Here is a 17,679-nt window from a genome sequence, read left to right as displayed (position 1 = left end):
GGTCTGGTGCCCTCACCCTGGCCCTCTCCCACGGGGAGAGGGTACAAACATCAAAAACAGCAACTTTCGTTGCTGTTTTGCTTTTACCTTGCCTCACCCTGGCCCTCTCCCACAGGGAGAGGGAATAAACATTATTTGCTTTTATTCCGGCCACAGCCACGCCGCGCCGCGCACGCCGCTGGAGTCACCGTGGACAGCTTTGCGGATCGGGGTTTCACACTCGCCGCCGAAGACCCACTGTTTGACAAGGTTCGGAACCGTGGCGTACAGCCGGTCAACGTTGCTCATGCCGCCGCCGAGCACAATCACGTCCGGATCGAGAATATTCACCACGTGCGCCAGGGATTTCGCCAGCCGCATTTCGTAGCGGCTAAGGGCCAGCTCGGCGACCGGATCCTGTTCTTCGACCAGACGCATGATTTCGTTGCCCTTTAACGGCTGGCCGCTTAAGCGGTGGTAGTCGGTAGCAAAACCGGTGCCGGAGATAAACGTCTCAATACAGCCCTGCTTTCCGCAGTAGCACGGCACTTCAGCGCGGTATTTAAGCTCGTCTTCATCCATCCACGGCAGCGGGTTGTGTCCCCACTCGCCCGCGGTGCCGTTACCGCCGATATGGACGCGTCCGCCGAACGCCACGCCCGCGCCGCAGCCGGTACCGACGATCACGGCAAACACGGTCTGGGCACCGGCCGCCGCGCCGTCGATGGCCTCAGAGACCGCCAGACAGTTGGCGTCGTTGGCCAGACGCACTTCCCGGTTCAGACGTTGGCTCAAATCTTTGTCAAACGGCTGACCGTTGAGCCAGGTGGAGTTGGCATTTTTAACCACCCCGGTATACGGCGAGATCGACCCCGGGATCCCCATCCCGACGCTGCCGGTTTGTCCTGTGGCCTGCTCGGCCATCTCAACCAGCCTGGCAATGGTCTCGATAGTCTGGTGATAATCATCGCGCGGCGTAGGCAGACGGTGGCGGAACAGCTGTTCCCCCTGCTCGCTCAGTGCGATAACTTCTGTTTTGGTGCCGCCCAAATCAATGCCAATACGCACAAGATTCTCCTCATTATTTTGATTATCAACAGAGTAGAAGCACGCATCCCGATTAGCAATGCAAGCGATGCGACAATTCGTTATCATGCCCGCTGATTTAACGACAAGGCCGTGGAAATTATCATGCTGTGGTTCAAAAATTTGATGGTTTACCGTCTCAGCCGCGACGTTTCGCTGCGTGCAGAAGAGATGGAAAAACAGTTAGCCGCTTATACCTTTTCCCCTTGCGGTAGCCAGGATATGGCAAAAACCGGCTGGGTTCCGCCAATGGGTTCACAAAGCGATGCACTGACCCACGCCAGCAGCACGGGTCAAATCATCGTCTGCGCCCGTAAAGAAGAGAAAATCCTGCCGACGCCGGTGGTTAAGCAGGCGCTCGAAGCGAAAATTTTCAAGCTGGAAGCCGAACAGGGCCGCAAGCTGAAAAAGACCGAAAAAGATTCGCTGAAAGACGAAGTGCTGCACTCCCTGCTGCCGCGCGCCTTCAGCCGCTTTAGCCAGACCATGATGTGGATCGACACCGTCAACGGGCTGATCATGGTGGACTGCGCCAGCGCCAAGAAAGCAGAAGATACTCTGGCCCTGCTGCGTAAAAGCATCGGATCTTTACCGGTCGTTCCGCTGGCGCTGGAAACGCCGATCGAGCTGACGTTGACCGAATGGGTACGCAGTGGCGCTGCGGCTCAGGGTTTCCAGATCCTTGATGAAGCCGAGCTGAAAGCCCTGCTGGAAGATGGCGGCGTGATCCGCGCGAAGAAGCAGGATCTGGTGAGCGACGAGATCGCTGTACACATCGAAGCGGGTAAAGTGGTCACTAAACTGGCGCTCGACTGGCAGCAGCGCATCCAGTTCGTGATGTGCGACGACGGCTCCGTGAAGCGTCTTAAGTTCTGCGACGAGTTGCGCGATCAGAACGAAGATATCGACAGGGAAGATTACGCCCAGCGCTTTGACGCGGACTTTATCCTGATGACCGGCGAGCTGGCCGCGTTGATTCAGAATCTGGTGGAAGGTCTCGGCGGCGAAGCGCAGAGATAACAGGCAAAACGCAGGCCGGGTAAGCGTTAGCGCCACCCGGCTTATTTTTTATTTCAGGTAGCGGCACAGATAAGAGGTAGGTTCAGCGACCTGCAAATGGAACTCGCTGTGGCCAGGGACGTTGAAAACTTGCCCGGCAGCGTAAACTTTCCATTCCGTTTCACCCGGCAGTAAGACGTTCAGCGCCCCGCTGACGACCGTCATTTCTTCAGCTTCCGCCGTGCCAAAGGTGTATTCCCCTTCCGCCATAACGCCGACACTGGCGCGGCCAGTGCTGCTGCTGGTAAAACCAATGGATTTCACTTTACCGGAAAAGTATTCGTTACTTTGAAGCATGAACTGGCCCTTATATTTTTAGATAAAAATTCACTATAGGGGCCACGCTCATCACCTGTCACGCAAAATCATTACATAAGGAGTTCCGAGGCCAGGCGAGCCATCAGAACGTTGGATAACAGCACGGGAACATCCAGCGCTTTTTGCAGCAGATCACGATGATGCTGATGGAAACCGAGGCAGTCCAGAATCAGGACATCTGCCCCTCTCTCAAGCAGTTCCTTCCCGGCAGCAATGAGCTTGGCCTCACTGTCCCAGAACGGATTTGCCAGCGCATACAAGGGCACTTTTTCCAGCACGTGCCACTTTGCTTCCTGGTTATCCATAAGCTCCTCAATGGGCACAATCACCCCCACCTGATGACCATCCACGATGGAGGCCACCAGCGGTGGAATGATCCGCATCGGCTCCAGCAAAATCGCATTACGCGCCGTGAGGCCCTTAATGGGCGCGGTACTCATCAGTAAAATAACGTCATAACCTTGATTATCGAGCACTTCTATTACGCCCTGCAGCGAGCGCTCGATTTTCTGGCGTGAAACATTCGCCAGTTTACCGTCGCTTAATAACGTCGCCAAGGGATCCTCCCCCGCCTCGACAGCGTAGTCTTCCATGACCTCTTCCCGACTCATCTTCCCCAGCAGGCTAAGATGCGTTATCTGTTGTTCAGATACATGCTCGGTTAAGAGCGGTAACACTTCGCTTACAGGGACCACACCAATGGTGAGGATCGCCAACGTTGCCTTCATCTTGATCGCCTTCCATTACTTCAACATCGTGCACACAGGTACAGGCTCACTACGCTGCACAGTTCATTTTTTCAACAAAACAGCACCAAGCGTAGCAGGTGATCCCGACATCGAAATGTAAAGATCGCCTGCCGATACCGGAGTTACTTGTAATAACTAAATATTAACTCCTGCTTAACTTTCCCGATGAGTAAAAAGTGTGATTCAGGCACGATACTGGAACGTTTAGGAAAACATTCAGGTTATGTCGGGATCTTCATAGCGCCGTTTCGCATCCAGCGCTTCCTGTTCAGTCTCGTGTTCACTGATCAGCGAGTCCGGCTTGGGGTGATCGGCACGCAGTTGGTACCAGGTCACGGTATGACCCGTCTGGCCTTTTTCAACGGTAACAATGCGCGCTTCACGCGGATAGGGAGGTCTGGTTGGCATAGCTCATCCTTTTTTTATGTCTGAGCTATAAGTATAGACGCCGGTTAGCTGGCACAAGCCAAACGCAGGGCGGTAATAATCTGAATCACAACCTCTTCGGGAGAGGCTGACGCATCCACCACGTGGTGAGCCGCTTCGCGGTATAGCGCATCGCGTTCGGCCAGCACTTCGCTCACCTCTTCGCTGAGCGGCCTGGAGGTCAGCGCGGGGCGTTGCCCCTCTTCCGGAAAGGCTTCCAGCCGCCCTACCAGAGCCGACACCGGCGCGCTGAGATAAATCACAATCCCCTTTTCGCGCATAAAGTGACGATTGCACTCCGCCAGAACGATGCCGCCGCCGGTCGCGATCACGGCAGACGGGGTAGTGACCGCTTTCAGCGCGGCCGTTTCGCGCGCGCGAAAGCTCTCCCATCCCTCTTGCTCAACGATCTCAGCGATGGTTTTTCCGGCCTCAGTTTGAAGCCAGTGGTCGGTATCAACAAACTGGCGATGACACACGCGTGCCAGCTCCAGGCCAACGGTGGTTTTCCCACAGCCGCGGGGGCCAACTAAAAAGATGGGTTGGGTCATGCCAGGTGTTCCCCTTGATGCCGAATGGCTGAAGAGTGTAAAGAAATAATTGCAGAAGATGTTGCGATTACTTTACTGCAAAGCGGTACGGGATGACAACCCTGTGGAGGCCACACTGTACCACAAATTGACAATAATTATCATTACGCTGTGCGGCGCTTCACTTCCAGCAGCCATTTATCCAGCTCGGCAGCGAACAGCTGACGGTCGCGCTGGGACAGGCTGTCCGGTCCACCGGTCTGCACGCCGCTGGCCCGCATCGTATCCATAAAATCGCGCATGGTAAGCTTTTCACGAATGGTCGAAGGCGAGTAACGCTCCCCGCGCGGATTGAGCGCCGCCGCCCCTTTCTCCAGCACTTCGGCAGCCAGCGGAATATCCGCCGTGATCACCAGATCCTCCGCGCTGCACAGGCGAACAATTTCGTTATCCGCCACGTCGAATCCGGCCGGCACGCGCAAAGAGCGGATGAACCGCGAAGGCGGTACGCGAATATTCTGGTTAGCCACCAGCGTCAGCGGCATCTGAACGCGCTCGGCGGCACGAAATAAAATCTCTTTAATCACATTCGGACACGCGTCCGCATCAACCCAAATCGCCATATTGTCTCCCCATAATGAGTCTGCCGACTATTGTCGCCTGCATTTCGTTGTTAAGCTATCAATCAGAGATAACAACGCATAATGACGGAGAATCGTGATGGACAAGAAAATCGGGTTTATCGGCTGCGGTAACATGGGCAAAGCCATCCTGGGCGGTCTGATCGCCAGCGGGCAGGTGCTGCCGGGTCAGATTTGGGTCTATACCCCGTCACCGGACAAAGTCGCCGAGTTGCGCGATCAATACGGGATCAACGCCGCCGAAAGCGCGCAGGAAGTCGCCCAGGTCGCCGATATCGTCTTTGGCGCCGTCAAGCCAAACATCATGATCAAAGTGCTAAGCGATATCACCTCCAGCCTGAATAAAGAGACGCTGGTCGTGTCGATTGCCGCGGGCGTCACGCTCGATCAGCTGGCGCGCGCGCTGGGTCACGATCGTAAAATCGTCCGCGCGATGCCCAATACCCCCTCGCTGGTCAATGCCGGCATGACCTCCGTCACGCCTAACGCGCTGGTGACCACGGAAGAAGTAGCCGACGTGCTGAATATTTTCCGCTGCTTCGGTGAAGCAGAAGTGATTGCCGAATCGATGATCCATCCGGTGGTCGGCGTGAGTGGCTCAGCCCCTGCCTATGTGTTCATGTTTTTAGAAGCGATGGCCGACGCCGCCGTGCTTGGCGGAATGCCGCGCGCGCAGGCGTATAAGTTCGCCGCGCAGGCCGTCATGGGCTCCGCCAAAATGGTGCTGGAAACCGGCAAACATCCGGGTGAACTGAAAGATATGGTCTGCTCTCCGGGCGGTACCACCATCGAAGCGGTGCGGGTGCTGGAAGAGCGCGGGTTCCGCTCGGCCGTCATTGAAGCGATGGCAAAATGCATGGAAAAATCAGAGAAGCTGAGTAAATCCTGATTTCTGACCGGGCGTCAGGCGGCCACTTCGGTGCGGCCGCGCCCGGCATTTTTCGCCTTATAGAGCGCCACGTCAGCCGCCTTTAGCCATTCCCGATAGTGTCCAAACTGCGGTCCCCAGGGGGCAACGCCGACGCTGATGCGCAGCGCTTCTTTTGGCGCGCACGGTAACGTCAGCTTTTCCAGCCGCTCATGCAGTCGCGACATCACGGCGATGGCGCTCTCCGCCGCTGTCTGCGACATGATCACCGCAAACTCATCCCCGCCAAACCGGCCGATCGCATCGCCTGACCGTACCGACCGCTGGAGCTGACGCGTAATGGCAACGATCGCCTCGTCGCCCACGTCGTGCCCCCATGTGTCGTTGATATTTTTAAAGTGGTCGATATCAATCAGCAATATCGTGGCGGTGCTGTGGTCGCGCCGACAATGCTCAAATTCATTTCGCAGCAGCATTTCCCAGTGTCGGCGGTTGAAGACCCCGGTCATCCCGTCTCGTGTGCTCATCATTTCCAGCCGCTGCTTATGTTCCGCAAGCCTGACGGCGGTTCGGTGGCTGAGCCAGGCAAACAGCATGGGATAAAGAACGAGTACGGGTAACGTTAAGCCCCACTCCACAAGGTCGGGGTTGAAGACGACAACCTTCCCGACGAGTGGCAGGGTCACCAGCGCGGAGAGCAGGGTCAACGCGATCCCCGGGAGAAACAGACGACAGCCCCCGGAGCCCATCATATTCATCCCTACCATCATCACCAGCGCTGCCGTGGGTAACGCATTCATCCCCATCACGCCGATCCAGAGCCCGGCAATAATGGCATCGATTTTAAGATTGAAAATTTCCTGCTGATGGGGTGAAGCGGCGCGGCAGGACAGCTGCCAGGCAAAATGGGGCCAGACGAACGACCACCCCACCAGTAAAAGCCACCAGCCGCCGGGTAAAAAATGGGTGACCAGCATCCCCGCAACGGGGAAAAACATTGCCGCCAGGCCGACGGCGCGCGCCAGCCTGACTCGCCGGGCAAACTGAATGCCGGCGCGGTGAGGGTCATCCTGAGAAAGGGTTAAACTCCACTCTTCACGAATGCGCTTTTTGTTGTAATACGTTTCATCATTCATCATTTTTGGGAATATTCTGAAACATTTTCCCAAATTATAGAGAGGGGGTCTGCGGGGAAAGTATGAAATTTCGGGTGAGCCGCCAGAGCCGCTCACCCGTTTGAACTACACTTTTTTCTTCAGGCACGCGCTCATGAACTTGCTGCGGTCGTCCCCTTTAAGGGACTGTTCGGTTGCTTTCGCATTACACTCGCGCATTTTTTGCTGCTGCGGCGTCAGACTTTTTTCAGCCGGCTTCGCGGCGCCGTTTTTAAGGCAGTCGCTCATGTATGTCTTGCGAGCATCTCCCTTCAGACTCTGAGACGTCGCCTGTTGATTACAGGTGGTCATACGCTGCTGTTGCGGCGTTAACGTTTTCTCTTCCGCGTTCGCCGATGCGATCAGGAACAGGCCAGAGAGCAGAGTAATCAGTAATGTTGTTTTCATTGCACCATCCTTTTGTGAACATTCCCTGTAAGTCTGGTTCGTGACAGGAAAAAAACCACCCGGCAGATGTGATTTCCGCCGGGATTTTATCATTTAAGACCCAGCGCCGCCTTCATGGTGTAGAACAGATCCGTTTGATCGGTCAGGCCTACCACGTTTGCCGCGTGCGGCCCATAGGCTGCAATGCGCAGCTGGGTGCCGGTGTGCTCCATGGACTCTTCTTCAGAGTTGCCGTAGCTCAACACCATAACGGCGCCATCTTCGGTATTCAGCGCCTGCGTCAGGCCCGGGGCCTTGGTATCTGCCGGAATAATCTGGCTGGCGTGCGCATGGTCCGCGGTGACCACCACCAGGGTGTTACCGTCTTTTTTCGCGAACTCAAGCGCCTTCTGCACCGCTTCGTCCAGATCGACGGTTTCGCCAATCTGGCCGCACGGGTTCGCCGCATGATCCTGCTTATCAATCGACGCGCCTTCCACCTGCAGGAAGAACCCTTTTTCGCCCTTGCTCAGCAGAGAGATGGCTTTATCAGTCATCGCCGCCAGCGTCGGTACGCTGTCCGTGCGTTTCGGGTTAGGCGTACAGGTTACGGCAGGTTTATCGATATTGCCGTGATAAGAGGCTTTTGGTCCTTCCCAGCGCACGGGCATGTTGCCGTCAGAGAATAGCCCCAGCAGCGGCTTGTCCTGGTTCGCCTCGGTGATGGCTGCCAGCGAACTGGCGTCACTCACCAGCTGATAGCCGCGGGCCTGCGCCTGCTCGCGCAGCGTTTTGCCCTGCCACTCGCCCGCCGTCGCGGTTTCTGCGAAGGTTTTCGCGCCGCCGCCCAGGGTCACGTCAGGACGCGCGTTCAGCAGCTGTTCCGTAATCGAGCCTTTGCCGCCTTTTTCCAGCGCGTTCGTCGGACATTTTTCGCTGGTCACTGACGGACCGTAGCATTTACGCGAGGTTACATGCGCCACCAGCGCCGCGGGCGTTGCATCCTGAAGTTCAGCGGTGGAGACGTTGCCGGTCGCAAGGCCCGCCGCTTTTGCCATCTCCAGAAGGGTTTGGTGATCTTTTTCGTGAATATCCACACCCAGCGCGCCATTATAGGTTTTCACGCCGGTGGACCACGCCGTAGCAGAGGCCGCCGAGTCCGTGACGTAATCCGGTTTACCGGTTTTTTTATCCAGGGCGTAATGGGTATATTGTCCGGTCAACGGTAATGCGTCGATACCTTTAAAAAAGCCGCCCGCACCCTCGGCATAATTTCGCGCCGCCGTAATTTCGGAATCCCCCATTCCATCGCCAATAAGCAGAATAATATTTTTCGCCGGCTTATCATTCAGCGAAGCCCGAATAGCGGCAGTTTGATCTTCTGATAAACGGCGTGCGCCGCCAGGCTGGGTGATATCCCCTTTTGCCGCGCGATTATCCAGCACGCGGGTTTGGGCAGTATCGGCATAAATGGCAGGGGTAATTAACAGGGGAAGTAATGCGATGAAAAGTGCGCTCTGTTTCAATTTATTTTCTCCATGTACAAATACATAAAAATAAAAACAGAGCGACTATAGGCATCCTGCATGACAATTCTATGACACGTCGTTACGTCCTGTGACGGTTTAGGTGCGAGGATGCCTTAACAGCTTCTTTACGTACTGGTGGAGCATCTCGGCATCCTCAACCGGAACCTGCGATTCAGGCCTGACGCTGTCCAGTGCGCCTTCCACGCTCTCAATCAACGCCTGTTGATCGGTTTTCGCCATTTGTCGCAGCAGCGCGGTGACCACAATTTCCAGTGCTTCGACCTGAGCAACCAGCTCTTTTGACTCCTCTTCCTTTTGTGCCAGTTTGACCAGCAATTCAGCAATGAGATTTTTCATCGTGCCAGTTCCTTTTTCAGTTTTGTCTGAAGTTAGCATTCTGAATCCATAATGCAAAGAGAAGAAATTTATTATGGTATGCAAAAGTGATGCAGGAATAAAAATAAAGAACCGCGCGGTGAGCGAAACGTTTTTCTATAAAAAAACGCCGCATTTTGTTATATAAAAATGCGACTACCATAAGAATATATAATACATCAACGAAACGATTATCTCGACGATTTCGCTTCCGCCATTTGTCTGCGGCGACGCAGTGCAATAGCCAGCTGGATAATATTGATTAAAACGACAATCGCCGTGGCGGCAAATACCCAACGAAAACCGGCCATCGCGGAAACGGATGCGCCAATAAGCGGACCGGCAACATTCCCCAGATACATAAATGACTGGTTATATCCAAAGATACGCCCCGTCACCTGGTCGCTGGAATATTTAACCAGCAGGGTCTGTACCGCAGGCAACATTGCACCATCAGCAAACCCGAGCAGGAATCGCAATACGCCTAGCTGAAGCGGAGAGGTGACAAAAGACATCGCGAAGAAGAGCACAACCGCAAAGATCAGCGTCGCCATCAGGATGCGCGCGGTGCCGATCCTGTCACCCAGTTTTCCCAGACGCGGCGCGGAAATCAGGGCGGATACGCCCGGCACGGCCGCAATCATGCCGCTCAGAAAAGCGATATTTGTGCTATCCGGCTCCATCGACTTGATAAACAGCGCCAGAATCGGACCGACCGAACCGTTACAGAGCTGGATAACCATAGTGGTCACAAACAGGCTGATCATCAGTCCCGGATAGGGCAGCGAGGCGAAGACGGCCTTGCCGCTCAGGCGTTCAGATTTACTGATAACCGGGCGTCCTCCCTCTTTGATAAGAAAGAGCGTGACCAGAAAACTGACCACCAGCAGGATCGCGGTGATGATAAATACCGCGCGCAGCCCGACGTGGTCCGCCAGAAAGCCCCCCAGCAGCGGACCGCCGATGACGCCGCTGATCTGCGCCGTGGAGAGCGTGCTCAGCGCCCAGCCGCTACGCTCGCGCGGCACCTGAGAGGCGACCAGCGCCATGGCGTTTGGAATGTACCCGGACGTCAGCCCCATCACCGCGCGCAGGAAAAACAGCTGCCAGACGTTGGTGGCGAAGGCCTGGAGCAGAATGGCGATCGCCATCCCGAGCGAGGCGCGCAGCAGCATCAGTTTACGGCCTTTCCGATCCGCCAGGCTGCCCCACATCGGTGACACAATGGCGGACACCAGAAACGTGACGCTGAACGTCAGGCCGGACCACATGGAGAGCGCTTCATGCGAGGTCACCCCCAGCTGCGAGACGTACAGCGGCAGGAATGGCAGGATCTGGCTAATGGCCAGCCCGGTAAAGAAGCAGCCAAACCAGACCGAGATAAGATTAACTTTCCAGGATTCCATAACGAAATAGTCTTCATTTTTAGGCGAATTCGCCGACAGATTAGCAAGTTACGCGTTTTGACGTCGCACCAGAGATGCGGCCCGACTGACTTTGGTGTTTTATCTTCCCAGTCATCATATTTGTGAAACAAGTCACAATTCATCCATTTTCTGGCGGAATATTATGCTTCACCGGCAGAGTCCGAAACCGTGCATTCCCAGATGAAAATGGTTGGCATGCGCCGCGTTATACTCCGGCCCGAGGCCGTTTCCGTAGTAGCCGCAGCTTGCCGCCAGCATGGCCTTTAGCCATGGCTGCGTTGTTGCCGCCTTCCAGCCGTTCAGCACCGTGACGCGCTCCCCGTTCGCCAGCCGAAAGGCGGCGATATCCAGCGCCTCCGCCGTGGCATGCTCACTGCGTCGCGCGTCAGGGCGGTGATAGATATTGCGGCAGGCAAAACTGCCGAGGTGGTCGATACGCGCAAGGTCGCTGCCCGTATAGCGCTTTGTCAGCGGTCGGGCCTGCTGGCTGATAAACAGCGCAGAGCTGAGCGCCAGCGGACAGCTAGCAAGAAAACTGCTGTTCAGGCCGACCGGACCGAAGTCACGCACGCGCACGACGTTGTTAAGCGGACACGCGCCGCCGCTGCCCGCCACCGGCTGGGTGTGGATGAGATCTCTTTGGTTAGCCTGCGCGAGCAGGCTCTCGCACTCCTCGGGGTTTAAACGCCGAAGCTTATACTGGGTGATTCGGCCCGGCGGGTCGTCCAGCGTCATCGGCATGAAAGGGTTGTAGTAAGACGGCAACCAGCGGTAACCCACCGTTGCAACGGCCACAATGATGAATACGGTCAGCAGCGTTTTTCCTTTCACTCTCCCCCCTCAACATTCCCCAAAACATTATGGCAGAAGGCCGCGAAACCCGCCGGGCATCGTGGTATGTTATTGGCTTTTCGTCAGACTGGAAGAGAGTGAGATGGCTAAGCAGCGCGTAGGTATTGTCTTTGGGGGAAAATCAGCGGAGCACGAAGTGTCATTGCAATCGGCTAAAAATATCGTTGATGCGATCGATAAAAGCCGTTTCGACGTGGTGCTGCTGGGCATTGATAAACAGGGCCAGTGGCACGTGAACGATGCCAGCCAGTATCTGCTGAATGCTCACGATCCGGCCCATATCGCCCTTAATCCTTCGGAAGTAAGCGTCGCCACCGTACCCGGCGTCGTGAAGGGGCAGCTCATCGACGCCGGCAACGCTCAGGCTCTCGCCCAGATCGACGTTGTCTTCCCTATTGTTCACGGCACCCTGGGCGAAGATGGTTCCCTGCAGGGGATGCTGCGCATGGCCAACCTGCCGTTCGTCGGCTCGGACGTCCTCGGCTCTGCAGCGTGCATGGACAAAGACGTCACCAAACGCCTGCTGCGCGATGCCGGGCTGAATATTGCGCCATTCGTGACCCTCACCCGCGCAAACCGCGACAAACACAGCTTCGCGCAAATCAGCGGAGAGCTGGGTCTGCCGCTGTTTGTGAAGCCGGCAAACCAGGGCTCCTCCGTGGGCGTCAGCAAAGTCACCAGCGAAGCAGAGTTCACGCAGGCTGTCCGTCTGGCGTTTGAGTTCGACCATAAAGTGGTGGTTGAGCAGAGCATCAAAGGCCGTGAAATTGAGTGCGCCGTGCTGGGCAACGATTTTCCACAGGCGAGCACCTGCGGCGAAGTGGTGTTAAACAGCGACTTCTACTCGTACGACACCAAATACATTGATGACAAAGGCGCGCAGGTTGTCGTTCCTGCGGATATCGATCCGGCGATTAACGATAAGATCCGGGCGATCGCCATTCGCGCTTATCAGACGCTCGGCTGCTGCGGCATGGCGCGCGTGGATGTGTTCCTGACGCCGGAAAACGAAGTGGTGATCAATGAAATTAACACGCTGCCGGGGTTCACTAACATCAGCATGTATCCAAAACTGTGGCAGGCCAGCGGCCTGAGCTACCCGGAACTGATCACCCGCCTGATCGAACTGGCGCTGGAGCGTCACGCCGCCGACAGCGCGCTTAAAAGTTCCGTAAACGGTTAATCGGCGCTCTTCGCCTCATCCGCTGTCGTCTCTTCAGGACGACGGCGGATAATCAGCCCCGCCAGCCAGAAACTTATCACCCAGGTCACCAGCCCGACGGCATAGGTTTGCCACCCTTTTGCTTCAAACCCCAACAGGCCCACGACACCGTTAAGAATAAAGATCAGCCCGATGGCAAAGGCGTAGTAGTGCCAGTCACGGCGTAGTTTGGACGTGAGCTTCATAACAACTCCGGCAGGAAAAAAAGACATCCTCTCACAGTTTTACGGCCAGGTCTGTGGCAAATACGGAAATTCTGAAACGCGACGCAATTTCACTTAAGTGATGAAATTGTGATGTGCTGCAGAAATCGACAATCCAGGAGAATTCCTGAGCGCAAATTACCACGATTCTGATATTGACAAATGCGATGACCTGTCAAACTCACCCCGTAAGACGCGTATTAAAACAGAGTGATACCACGGGAGGTCAACATGGCTGACTTTACATTGTCGAAACCGATTTTTGGCGGCAAACCAAAAACCTCCACGGCGGGTAATATTGCTTATGCCCTGTTTGTCCTGTTCTGCTTCTGGGCCGGCTCACAGCTGCTCAACATGCTGGTCCATGCCCCCGGCGTTTATGAACACCTGATGCAGGTGCAGGATAACGGACGCCCGCGAGTTGAGATTGGGTTTGGCGTAAGCACCCTGTTCGGCCTGATCCCCTTCCTCGCGGGATGTATGATTCTGGGCGTTGTAGCGTTAGTTCTGCGCTTTCGCCGTCGCCGTTAAAGCCCCATACAGCGCGCCCGGCGATCGTCCACGCGTTTTGCGAACCATGCGGTTGTCAGGTTACGCGTGATCTTCGGGCTTTCCAGCTGGATCCCCGGCAGGATCGCCCTCGGTAACGTTTTCCCACTTTTCTGCTCCGCAAGCGCAAACACCTTCTTGTACAGATCCGTTTTCTCAAAGGCCAGGCTATCGCCTTTCTCAAGCTGACGGCGAATGTCGCTGTTGCTCAAGCCAAGCGTTGTCGATAATTTCCGTACTGCCAGCTCGGTGCTTCCCGCCTCGCTGCTGCCGTAAGCGATGAGATCGCCGTCCAGCGCCAGCTTGACGCCGCTTGCGCGGCTGACCGCACTCTGGAATGCCGCATTACGGCTGGCATACCAGCCCGCGTTAAAGTCGGCAAAGCGGTACAGCGGCTCATTGTAGTTCGCCGGATAGTTCAGCAGATGATACGTGCCGAACCACAGCCCACCGCGCAGGGAAAAGACCTCCTGACGCACCGTACCGTCGATTTTCCACGGGTAGCCGTCGGTATGCTTCTCCGCGAACGCAATGCTCACCTGCATCGGGCCACCGGTATGTACCGGGTTCAGCGAGCCGAACAGCTTCTGCCCCATCGGGACCATACTGATGAAATCATCAAAGATGGCGCTAAGCTGTTTTTCGGTTTTCACCGCATCCAGCCGTTCGCTGTAGCTTTTGCCATTCGGCGAGGTGATTTTAAGCGCGGTATGCACCAGGAAAACCGGGATATGCATGGACTCCGCGCGGCGGTCGATCTCTTTCCAGGCAATTTTGTTTAGGCCCGGCACCACCGGGTCTGACTGGTACATTGACTCCTGCTGCGCCACCGCTAGCACAGAGCAGATATTCTCCTCGGTCGGCGCAATCTTTTGGCTTTCAAAGGTTTTTGCCAGCGCATCTGCCCACGCATTGCGATCCTTCACGCTGGCGGGCATTTTCTGCCGCACAACGCTCGCCACATCGACGGGCTTCTCCCCCTTTTTGAGCGGAGCGGCCCCTTTTTCGGCACAGCCTGCCAGCACAAGAGCGGCCAGCAAGGACAACGGTAACGCGCGCGGTACGGCAAAAGACATAGCAACTTCCTGTATTAGCTAAATGTGTTGGTGACTTCCTGCAGGTCACGATCGTCCAGCTCACGTTCAAAACTGCGCAGACGTTTGTAGATGGACATCAGTTCTACCAGGGTGGTCCAGGAGCTGATCAGGTACTGGAACGAGCCTCGAACCTGACCGAAAACGTTGGTAATCTGCGTCATCAGACCGAGCGTAATCGTACCCGCAACAATCGACGGGAACAGCAGGAACAAACCGAAAACGTTATCCACCTGCAGATACAAAATACGCGCGATGTTGAAATACATATAGTGGAAGTAGAGTCGGAAGTAGTTACGACGCACGGCGCCAAACAGCTCGCGGACGGTCGGCGGCGAGGCGCGGTTGGGATCATCTTCACCGTAAACCAGCTCTTTACGGTAAGCGGCTTCCACGCGTTGATTTTTAAACTCCAGACCCGGCAGCTTGATCCCCACTACCGCCAGCAGGCCCGTCCCCATCAGCGACCAGACGATCGCGGCAATCACCAGACCATACGGAATATGACCGACAATAGGCAGATCCGGCACGTGCGCAGAGAGCGTTACCAGCACGGGCAGGAAGGCGATCAGCGTCATGATGGCGTTGATAAAGCTGACGCCCATGTCTTCAAGGGTGGAGGCAAAACGCATGGTGTCTTCCTGCACGCGCTGCGCGGCGCCTTCGATATGGCGCAGGTGCTGCCAGTGCGCCATGTAATGTTCATTCATCGCGGTACGCCAGCGGAAAACGTAGTGGCTGACGAAGAAGTTGTTCATCACGCCGATGATAACCGCAATCAGGGCGATACCGAGGAAGATCCCGACTTCATGGTAGAACTGGTTGATAGTCACCTTGTGCGGCGAGCTCAGCGCGGTCTGGATCAAATCGTAGAACGGCGCATACCAGGCGTTAACCGCCACGCCCACTTCGACAAGAAACCAGGTGACAAAGATAATCAGCGATGTGCCGAGGATCGACCAGTACTGCCAGCGGTGCGGAGAATACATAAACCAGAACAGCGCAAACAGCCCAACGCACACCATATAGTAGGCGTAAAACAGCAGATAGCTCAGCGACCAGAAGCGCGCCGCGCTAATCGGCACCTCGCCCGTTGCTCCCGTGATACGCGTCAGCCATGCGCCGCCGCCCGCCTGCCAGAAAATGACAGCGATGAGTGCCCAAATAAATGCCGACAGGAAAAAAGGCCCCGGCTTTGGGAAAAAAGACTTAAACATAATGCTTCCTTCTTGTTGTTATGGCTGTTGCTGCGCACAACACGTTACCACACGAAAAACCTGCCCGAGCCAGCCTCCCGGCTCCGGCAAAAAGGTCAGACCCGAGCGTTAATTATTAGTTCGCTTTCCAGTTTTCAAGAATTGTTTCGGTGCGTTTCACCGCGAGAGGATTCGCCGGCGCGATGAAGTTACGCCAGACGTCGTTGTGGTGGTTAATCAGGATCTGCGCATCTGCCGCCGGGCGATTGGCGGTAGTGTGGGCATCTTCCGCCACGATAATGTGATAACCCCGGCTGACGCCGTTCTTAATCGTCGCATCGACGCAGTAGTCGGTGGCGCAGCCGCAGATGACAAACTCGCGAATGCCCTGCTCACGCAGCAGCGTCTCTAGCGCGGTGTTATAGAAGGCATCACAGGCGGTTTTAGTGACGTAAAGCGCGTCAGCAGGCTGATGGAGTTCAGGCAGTAGCGCAAACCCTTCGCTTCCCTCTTCCAGGCCCCCGGCCTCGATATGCTGAATAAAAATCACCTTGTCGGCTGCCTGCGTAAGCTGGTTGATCAGAGAGACACACTTTTCGCGCTGATGACGAGGGGTTTCAAATACCCCGTTCTGCATATCGACAACCATAACCACACGCTTCTCAGACATACCGTTCTCCGTAAGATTGAGGGACACTGGTGCCTATCATAAGCCCGATGTCACAAAATGGGAGATGGCTCGTCAGTAAATTGTTCATATTTACCCATGGTTACGTTTTTCTCGCTATCGTTATGCAATTCGGGGCATTGCGCGGTACCGTTTAGTAGTATAAATACCCATTACTTTCCTCATTCACTTCATGGATGCTTTTCGTTGAAACGTTGTCTGCTCTCTTTTGCCGCGCTGTGTGCGGTGAGCTTTTCTACCGCCCAGGCAGCCCAACCGCTGACGGCGCCCGTTTTAGCTTCAGATATTGCCGATCGCTACGCGAACCTTATCTATTACGGCAGCGGCGCGACCGGGATGGCGATGGTCGTCATCGACGGCAACCAGCGTGTGTTCCGCAGCTTTGGCGAAACGCGCCCAGGAAATAACGTTCACCCGCAGCTGGATTCCGTTATCCGCATCGCGTCCTTAACCAAGCTGATGACCAGCGAAATGCTGGTGAAACTGCTCGACCAGGGCGTGGTGAAGCTCGACGACCCGCTCAGCAAATACGCGCCGCCAGGCGCCCGGGTACCCACGTATCAGGGGACGCCAATCCGGCTTGTGAACCTTGCCACCCACACCAGCGCCCTGCCGCGCGAGCAGCCAGGCGGGGCGGCGCACCGTGACGTATTTGTCTGGCCAACGCGCGACCAGCGCTGGAGCTACCTGAGCACCGCCACGCTGAAGGCGGCGCCGGGTTCGCAGGCCTCTTATTCAAACCTGGCCTTTGACCTGCTGGCGGACGCCCTTTCAACGGCGGCTGGCAAACCCTACACGCAGCTGTTTGAAGAGCAGATAACCCGTCCGCTGGGTATGAAAGACACCACCTTTACCCCGTCCCCGGATCAGTGCCGTCGCCTGATGGTGGCGGAGAAAGGCGCTAGCCCCTGTAATAACACGCTCGCGGCCGTGGGCAGCGGCGGGGTCTATTCCACGCCTGGCGACATGATGCGCTGGATGCAGCAGTTCCTTTCCTCAGATTTCTACGCCCGCAGCAGCCAGGCCGATCGCATGCAGACCCTGATTTATCAGCGCACTCAGCTGCAACGCGTCATCGGTATGGACGTGCCGGGTAAAGCCGATGCGCTCGGCATGGGCTGGGTCTATATGGCACCGAAAAATGGCCGTCCGGGTATTATTCAGAAAACCGGCGGCGGCGGCGGATTCATCACCTATATGGCCATGATCCCGCAGTCAAACGTGGGCGCATTTGTGGTGGTCACCCGCTCCCCGCATACGCGTTTCGTCAATATGAGTGACGGGATTAATAACCTGGTGGCAGAACTGAGCGCCAATAAGGCCCAGGTGCTCACCGCGTCAAACTGA

The 17,679-nt window shown here is 56.0% G+C and carries 21 protein-coding genes; 5 read left to right on the top strand and 16 right to left on the bottom strand.

Translation table 11 applies throughout. The annotated features are described in order from the left end of the window. Positions 1–141 precede the first annotated feature (141 nt). Positions 142–1,047, bottom strand: a complete 906-nt coding sequence (mak, locus tag SPG90_RS00465; RefSeq protein ID WP_126302963.1) for a fructokinase — start codon at positions 1,045–1,047, stop codon at positions 142–144. Between the two features lie 123 nt (positions 1,048–1,170). On the opposite strand from mak, the gene rdgC reads away from it, so the two are divergent. Next, positions 1,171–2,085 (top strand): recombination-associated protein RdgC, encoded by a 915-nt coding sequence (rdgC, locus tag SPG90_RS00460; RefSeq protein WP_023310540.1) that lies wholly within the window; start codon positions 1,171–1,173, stop codon positions 2,083–2,085. Positions 2,086–2,133: 48 nt separating this feature from the next. On the opposite strand, the gene ppnP is transcribed toward rdgC, so the two are convergent. The 5 genes from ppnP to SPG90_RS00435 form a co-directional block, all read right to left on the bottom strand. Continuing rightward, entirely contained in the window at positions 2,134–2,421 is a 288-nt protein-coding gene (gene ppnP, locus SPG90_RS00455) for a pyrimidine/purine nucleoside phosphorylase (protein WP_008503270.1), read from the bottom strand. A gap of 71 nt (positions 2,422–2,492) precedes the next feature. Then, entirely contained in the window at positions 2,493–3,170 is a 678-nt protein-coding gene (locus SPG90_RS00450) for an AroM family protein (protein ID WP_126302964.1), read from the bottom strand. Positions 3,171–3,407: 237 nt separating this feature from the next. Further along, positions 3,408–3,599: a protein YaiA gene (yaiA, locus tag SPG90_RS00445; RefSeq protein ID WP_008503272.1), complete on the bottom strand. Its 192-nt coding sequence runs from the start codon at positions 3,597–3,599 to the stop codon at positions 3,408–3,410. 44 nt (positions 3,600–3,643) lie between these two features. Further along, on the bottom strand, positions 3,644–4,168 hold the full coding sequence (aroL, locus tag SPG90_RS00440; protein ID WP_023310537.1) for a shikimate kinase AroL: 525 nt from the start codon (positions 4,166–4,168) through the stop codon (positions 3,644–3,646). A gap of 143 nt (positions 4,169–4,311) precedes the next feature. Beyond that, a complete protein-coding gene (locus SPG90_RS00435; RefSeq protein WP_045400626.1) occupies positions 4,312–4,770 on the bottom strand; it encodes a YaiI/YqxD family protein in 459 nt (152 codons plus the stop codon). A gap of 97 nt (positions 4,771–4,867) precedes the next feature. Between SPG90_RS00435 and proC the strand changes: the two genes are divergently transcribed. Further along, positions 4,868–5,677, top strand: coding sequence for a pyrroline-5-carboxylate reductase (gene proC, locus SPG90_RS00430; RefSeq protein ID WP_023310536.1), 810 nt, complete (start codon positions 4,868–4,870; stop codon positions 5,675–5,677). Between the two features lie 14 nt (positions 5,678–5,691). Here the strand turns inward: proC and adrA are convergent, their stop codons facing one another. The 6 genes from adrA to SPG90_RS00400 form a co-directional block, all read right to left on the bottom strand. Beyond that, positions 5,692–6,795 (bottom strand): diguanylate cyclase AdrA, encoded by a 1,104-nt coding sequence (adrA, locus tag SPG90_RS00425; protein ID WP_045400623.1) that lies wholly within the window; start codon positions 6,793–6,795, stop codon positions 5,692–5,694. Between the two features lie 102 nt (positions 6,796–6,897). Then, positions 6,898–7,218, bottom strand: coding sequence for a phosphate starvation-inducible protein PsiF (gene psiF, locus SPG90_RS00420; protein ID WP_045400620.1), 321 nt, complete (start codon positions 7,216–7,218; stop codon positions 6,898–6,900). A gap of 89 nt (positions 7,219–7,307) precedes the next feature. Then, positions 7,308–8,723 carry an alkaline phosphatase gene (gene phoA / locus SPG90_RS00415; RefSeq protein WP_322407822.1) on the bottom strand — a complete coding sequence of 472 codons (1,416 nt, stop codon included), beginning with the start codon at positions 8,721–8,723 and terminating at the stop codon, positions 7,308–7,310. 99 nt (positions 8,724–8,822) lie between these two features. Continuing rightward, positions 8,823–9,083, bottom strand: coding sequence for an anti-adapter protein IraP (gene iraP, locus SPG90_RS00410; RefSeq protein WP_023310532.1), 261 nt, complete (start codon positions 9,081–9,083; stop codon positions 8,823–8,825). Between the two features lie 209 nt (positions 9,084–9,292). Further along, positions 9,293–10,507, bottom strand: coding sequence for a multidrug efflux MFS transporter (locus SPG90_RS00405; protein WP_023310531.1), 1,215 nt, complete (start codon positions 10,505–10,507; stop codon positions 9,293–9,295). A gap of 168 nt (positions 10,508–10,675) precedes the next feature. Next, the gene (locus SPG90_RS00400; protein ID WP_322407821.1) at positions 10,676–11,359 is read right to left on the bottom strand and encodes an extensin family protein; all 684 of its coding nucleotides are present in this window, start codon (positions 11,357–11,359) and stop codon (positions 10,676–10,678) included. Positions 11,360–11,462: 103 nt separating this feature from the next. On the opposite strand from SPG90_RS00400, the gene ddlA reads away from it, so the two are divergent. Further along, positions 11,463–12,563: a D-alanine--D-alanine ligase gene (gene ddlA / locus SPG90_RS00395; protein WP_047173793.1), complete on the top strand. Its 1,101-nt coding sequence runs from the start codon at positions 11,463–11,465 to the stop codon at positions 12,561–12,563. Here the strand turns inward: ddlA and SPG90_RS00390 are convergent. Continuing rightward, positions 12,560–12,787 (bottom strand): DUF2754 domain-containing protein, encoded by a 228-nt coding sequence (locus SPG90_RS00390; protein ID WP_023310528.1) that lies wholly within the window; start codon positions 12,785–12,787, stop codon positions 12,560–12,562. The two genes, ddlA and SPG90_RS00390, sit on opposite strands and share 4 nt — an antisense overlap. 249 nt (positions 12,788–13,036) lie before the next feature. Between SPG90_RS00390 and SPG90_RS00385 the strand changes: the two genes are divergently transcribed. Further along, on the top strand, positions 13,037–13,336 hold the full coding sequence (locus SPG90_RS00385; protein WP_008503287.1) for a DUF2755 family protein: 300 nt from the start codon (positions 13,037–13,039) through the stop codon (positions 13,334–13,336). Here the strand turns inward: SPG90_RS00385 and SPG90_RS00380 are convergent. From SPG90_RS00380 to SPG90_RS00370, 3 genes are all read right to left on the bottom strand, one after another. Continuing rightward, the gene (locus tag SPG90_RS00380; protein ID WP_023310527.1) at positions 13,333–14,430 is read right to left on the bottom strand and encodes a DUF1615 domain-containing protein; all 1,098 of its coding nucleotides are present in this window, start codon (positions 14,428–14,430) and stop codon (positions 13,333–13,335) included. The genes SPG90_RS00385 and SPG90_RS00380 overlap by 4 nt on opposite strands. Before the next feature lie 14 nt (positions 14,431–14,444). Further along, positions 14,445–15,665: a peptide antibiotic transporter SbmA gene (gene sbmA, locus SPG90_RS00375; RefSeq protein ID WP_047173792.1), complete on the bottom strand. Its 1,221-nt coding sequence runs from the start codon at positions 15,663–15,665 to the stop codon at positions 14,445–14,447. 115 nt (positions 15,666–15,780) lie between these two features. Beyond that, the gene (locus SPG90_RS00370) at positions 15,781–16,314 is read right to left on the bottom strand and encodes an isochorismatase family protein (RefSeq protein ID WP_126302965.1); all 534 of its coding nucleotides are present in this window, start codon (positions 16,312–16,314) and stop codon (positions 15,781–15,783) included. Between the two features lie 204 nt (positions 16,315–16,518). Between SPG90_RS00370 and ampH the strand changes: the two genes are divergently transcribed. Continuing rightward, on the top strand, positions 16,519–17,679 hold the full coding sequence (ampH, locus tag SPG90_RS00365) for a D-alanyl-D-alanine-carboxypeptidase/endopeptidase AmpH (RefSeq protein ID WP_023310524.1): 1,161 nt from the start codon (positions 16,519–16,521) through the stop codon (positions 17,677–17,679).

It is taken from the genome of Enterobacter sp. D2 (assembly GCF_034427575.1).
GTDB lineage: Bacteria > Pseudomonadota > Gammaproteobacteria > Enterobacterales > Enterobacteriaceae > Enterobacter > Enterobacter cloacae_M.
Note: the sequence above shows the minus strand (reverse complement) of the source record. Positions and strands in the feature narration are given on the sequence as shown.

Bases quoted from the DNA above. Each gene is read 5' to 3' on its own strand.
- ppnP (WP_008503270.1), bottom strand. From the start codon at position 2,421: ATGCTTCAAAGTAACGAATACTTTTCCGGTAAAGTGAAATCCATTGGT.
- SPG90_RS00435 (WP_045400626.1), bottom strand. From the start codon at position 4,770: ATGGCGATTTGGGTTGATGCGGACGCGTGTCCGAATGTGATTAAAGAG.
- yaiA (WP_008503272.1), bottom strand. From the start codon at position 3,599: ATGCCAACCAGACCTCCCTATCCGCGTGAAGCGCGCATTGTTACCGTT.
- ddlA (WP_047173793.1), top strand. From the start codon at position 11,463: ATGGCTAAGCAGCGCGTAGGTATTGTCTTTGGGGGAAAATCAGCGGAG.
- sbmA (WP_047173792.1), bottom strand. From the start codon at position 15,665: ATGTTTAAGTCTTTTTTCCCAAAGCCGGGGCCTTTTTTCCTGTCGGCA.
- SPG90_RS00390 (WP_023310528.1), bottom strand. From the start codon at position 12,787: ATGAAGCTCACGTCCAAACTACGCCGTGACTGGCACTACTACGCCTTT.
- psiF (WP_045400620.1), bottom strand. From the start codon at position 7,218: ATGAAAACAACATTACTGATTACTCTGCTCTCTGGCCTGTTCCTGATC.
- SPG90_RS00370 (WP_126302965.1), bottom strand. From the start codon at position 16,314: ATGTCTGAGAAGCGTGTGGTTATGGTTGTCGATATGCAGAACGGGGTA.
- rdgC (WP_023310540.1), top strand. From the start codon at position 1,171: ATGCTGTGGTTCAAAAATTTGATGGTTTACCGTCTCAGCCGCGACGTT.
- SPG90_RS00450 (WP_126302964.1), bottom strand. From the start codon at position 3,170: ATGAAGGCAACGTTGGCGATCCTCACCATTGGTGTGGTCCCTGTAAGC.
- SPG90_RS00385 (WP_008503287.1), top strand. From the start codon at position 13,037: ATGGCTGACTTTACATTGTCGAAACCGATTTTTGGCGGCAAACCAAAA.
- adrA (WP_045400623.1), bottom strand. From the start codon at position 6,795: ATGATGAATGATGAAACGTATTACAACAAAAAGCGCATTCGTGAAGAG.
- aroL (WP_023310537.1), bottom strand. From the start codon at position 4,168: ATGACCCAACCCATCTTTTTAGTTGGCCCCCGCGGCTGTGGGAAAACC.
- iraP (WP_023310532.1), bottom strand. From the start codon at position 9,083: ATGAAAAATCTCATTGCTGAATTGCTGGTCAAACTGGCACAAAAGGAA.
- SPG90_RS00380 (WP_023310527.1), bottom strand. From the start codon at position 14,430: ATGTCTTTTGCCGTACCGCGCGCGTTACCGTTGTCCTTGCTGGCCGCT.
- proC (WP_023310536.1), top strand. From the start codon at position 4,868: ATGGACAAGAAAATCGGGTTTATCGGCTGCGGTAACATGGGCAAAGCC.
- SPG90_RS00405 (WP_023310531.1), bottom strand. From the start codon at position 10,507: ATGGAATCCTGGAAAGTTAATCTTATCTCGGTCTGGTTTGGCTGCTTC.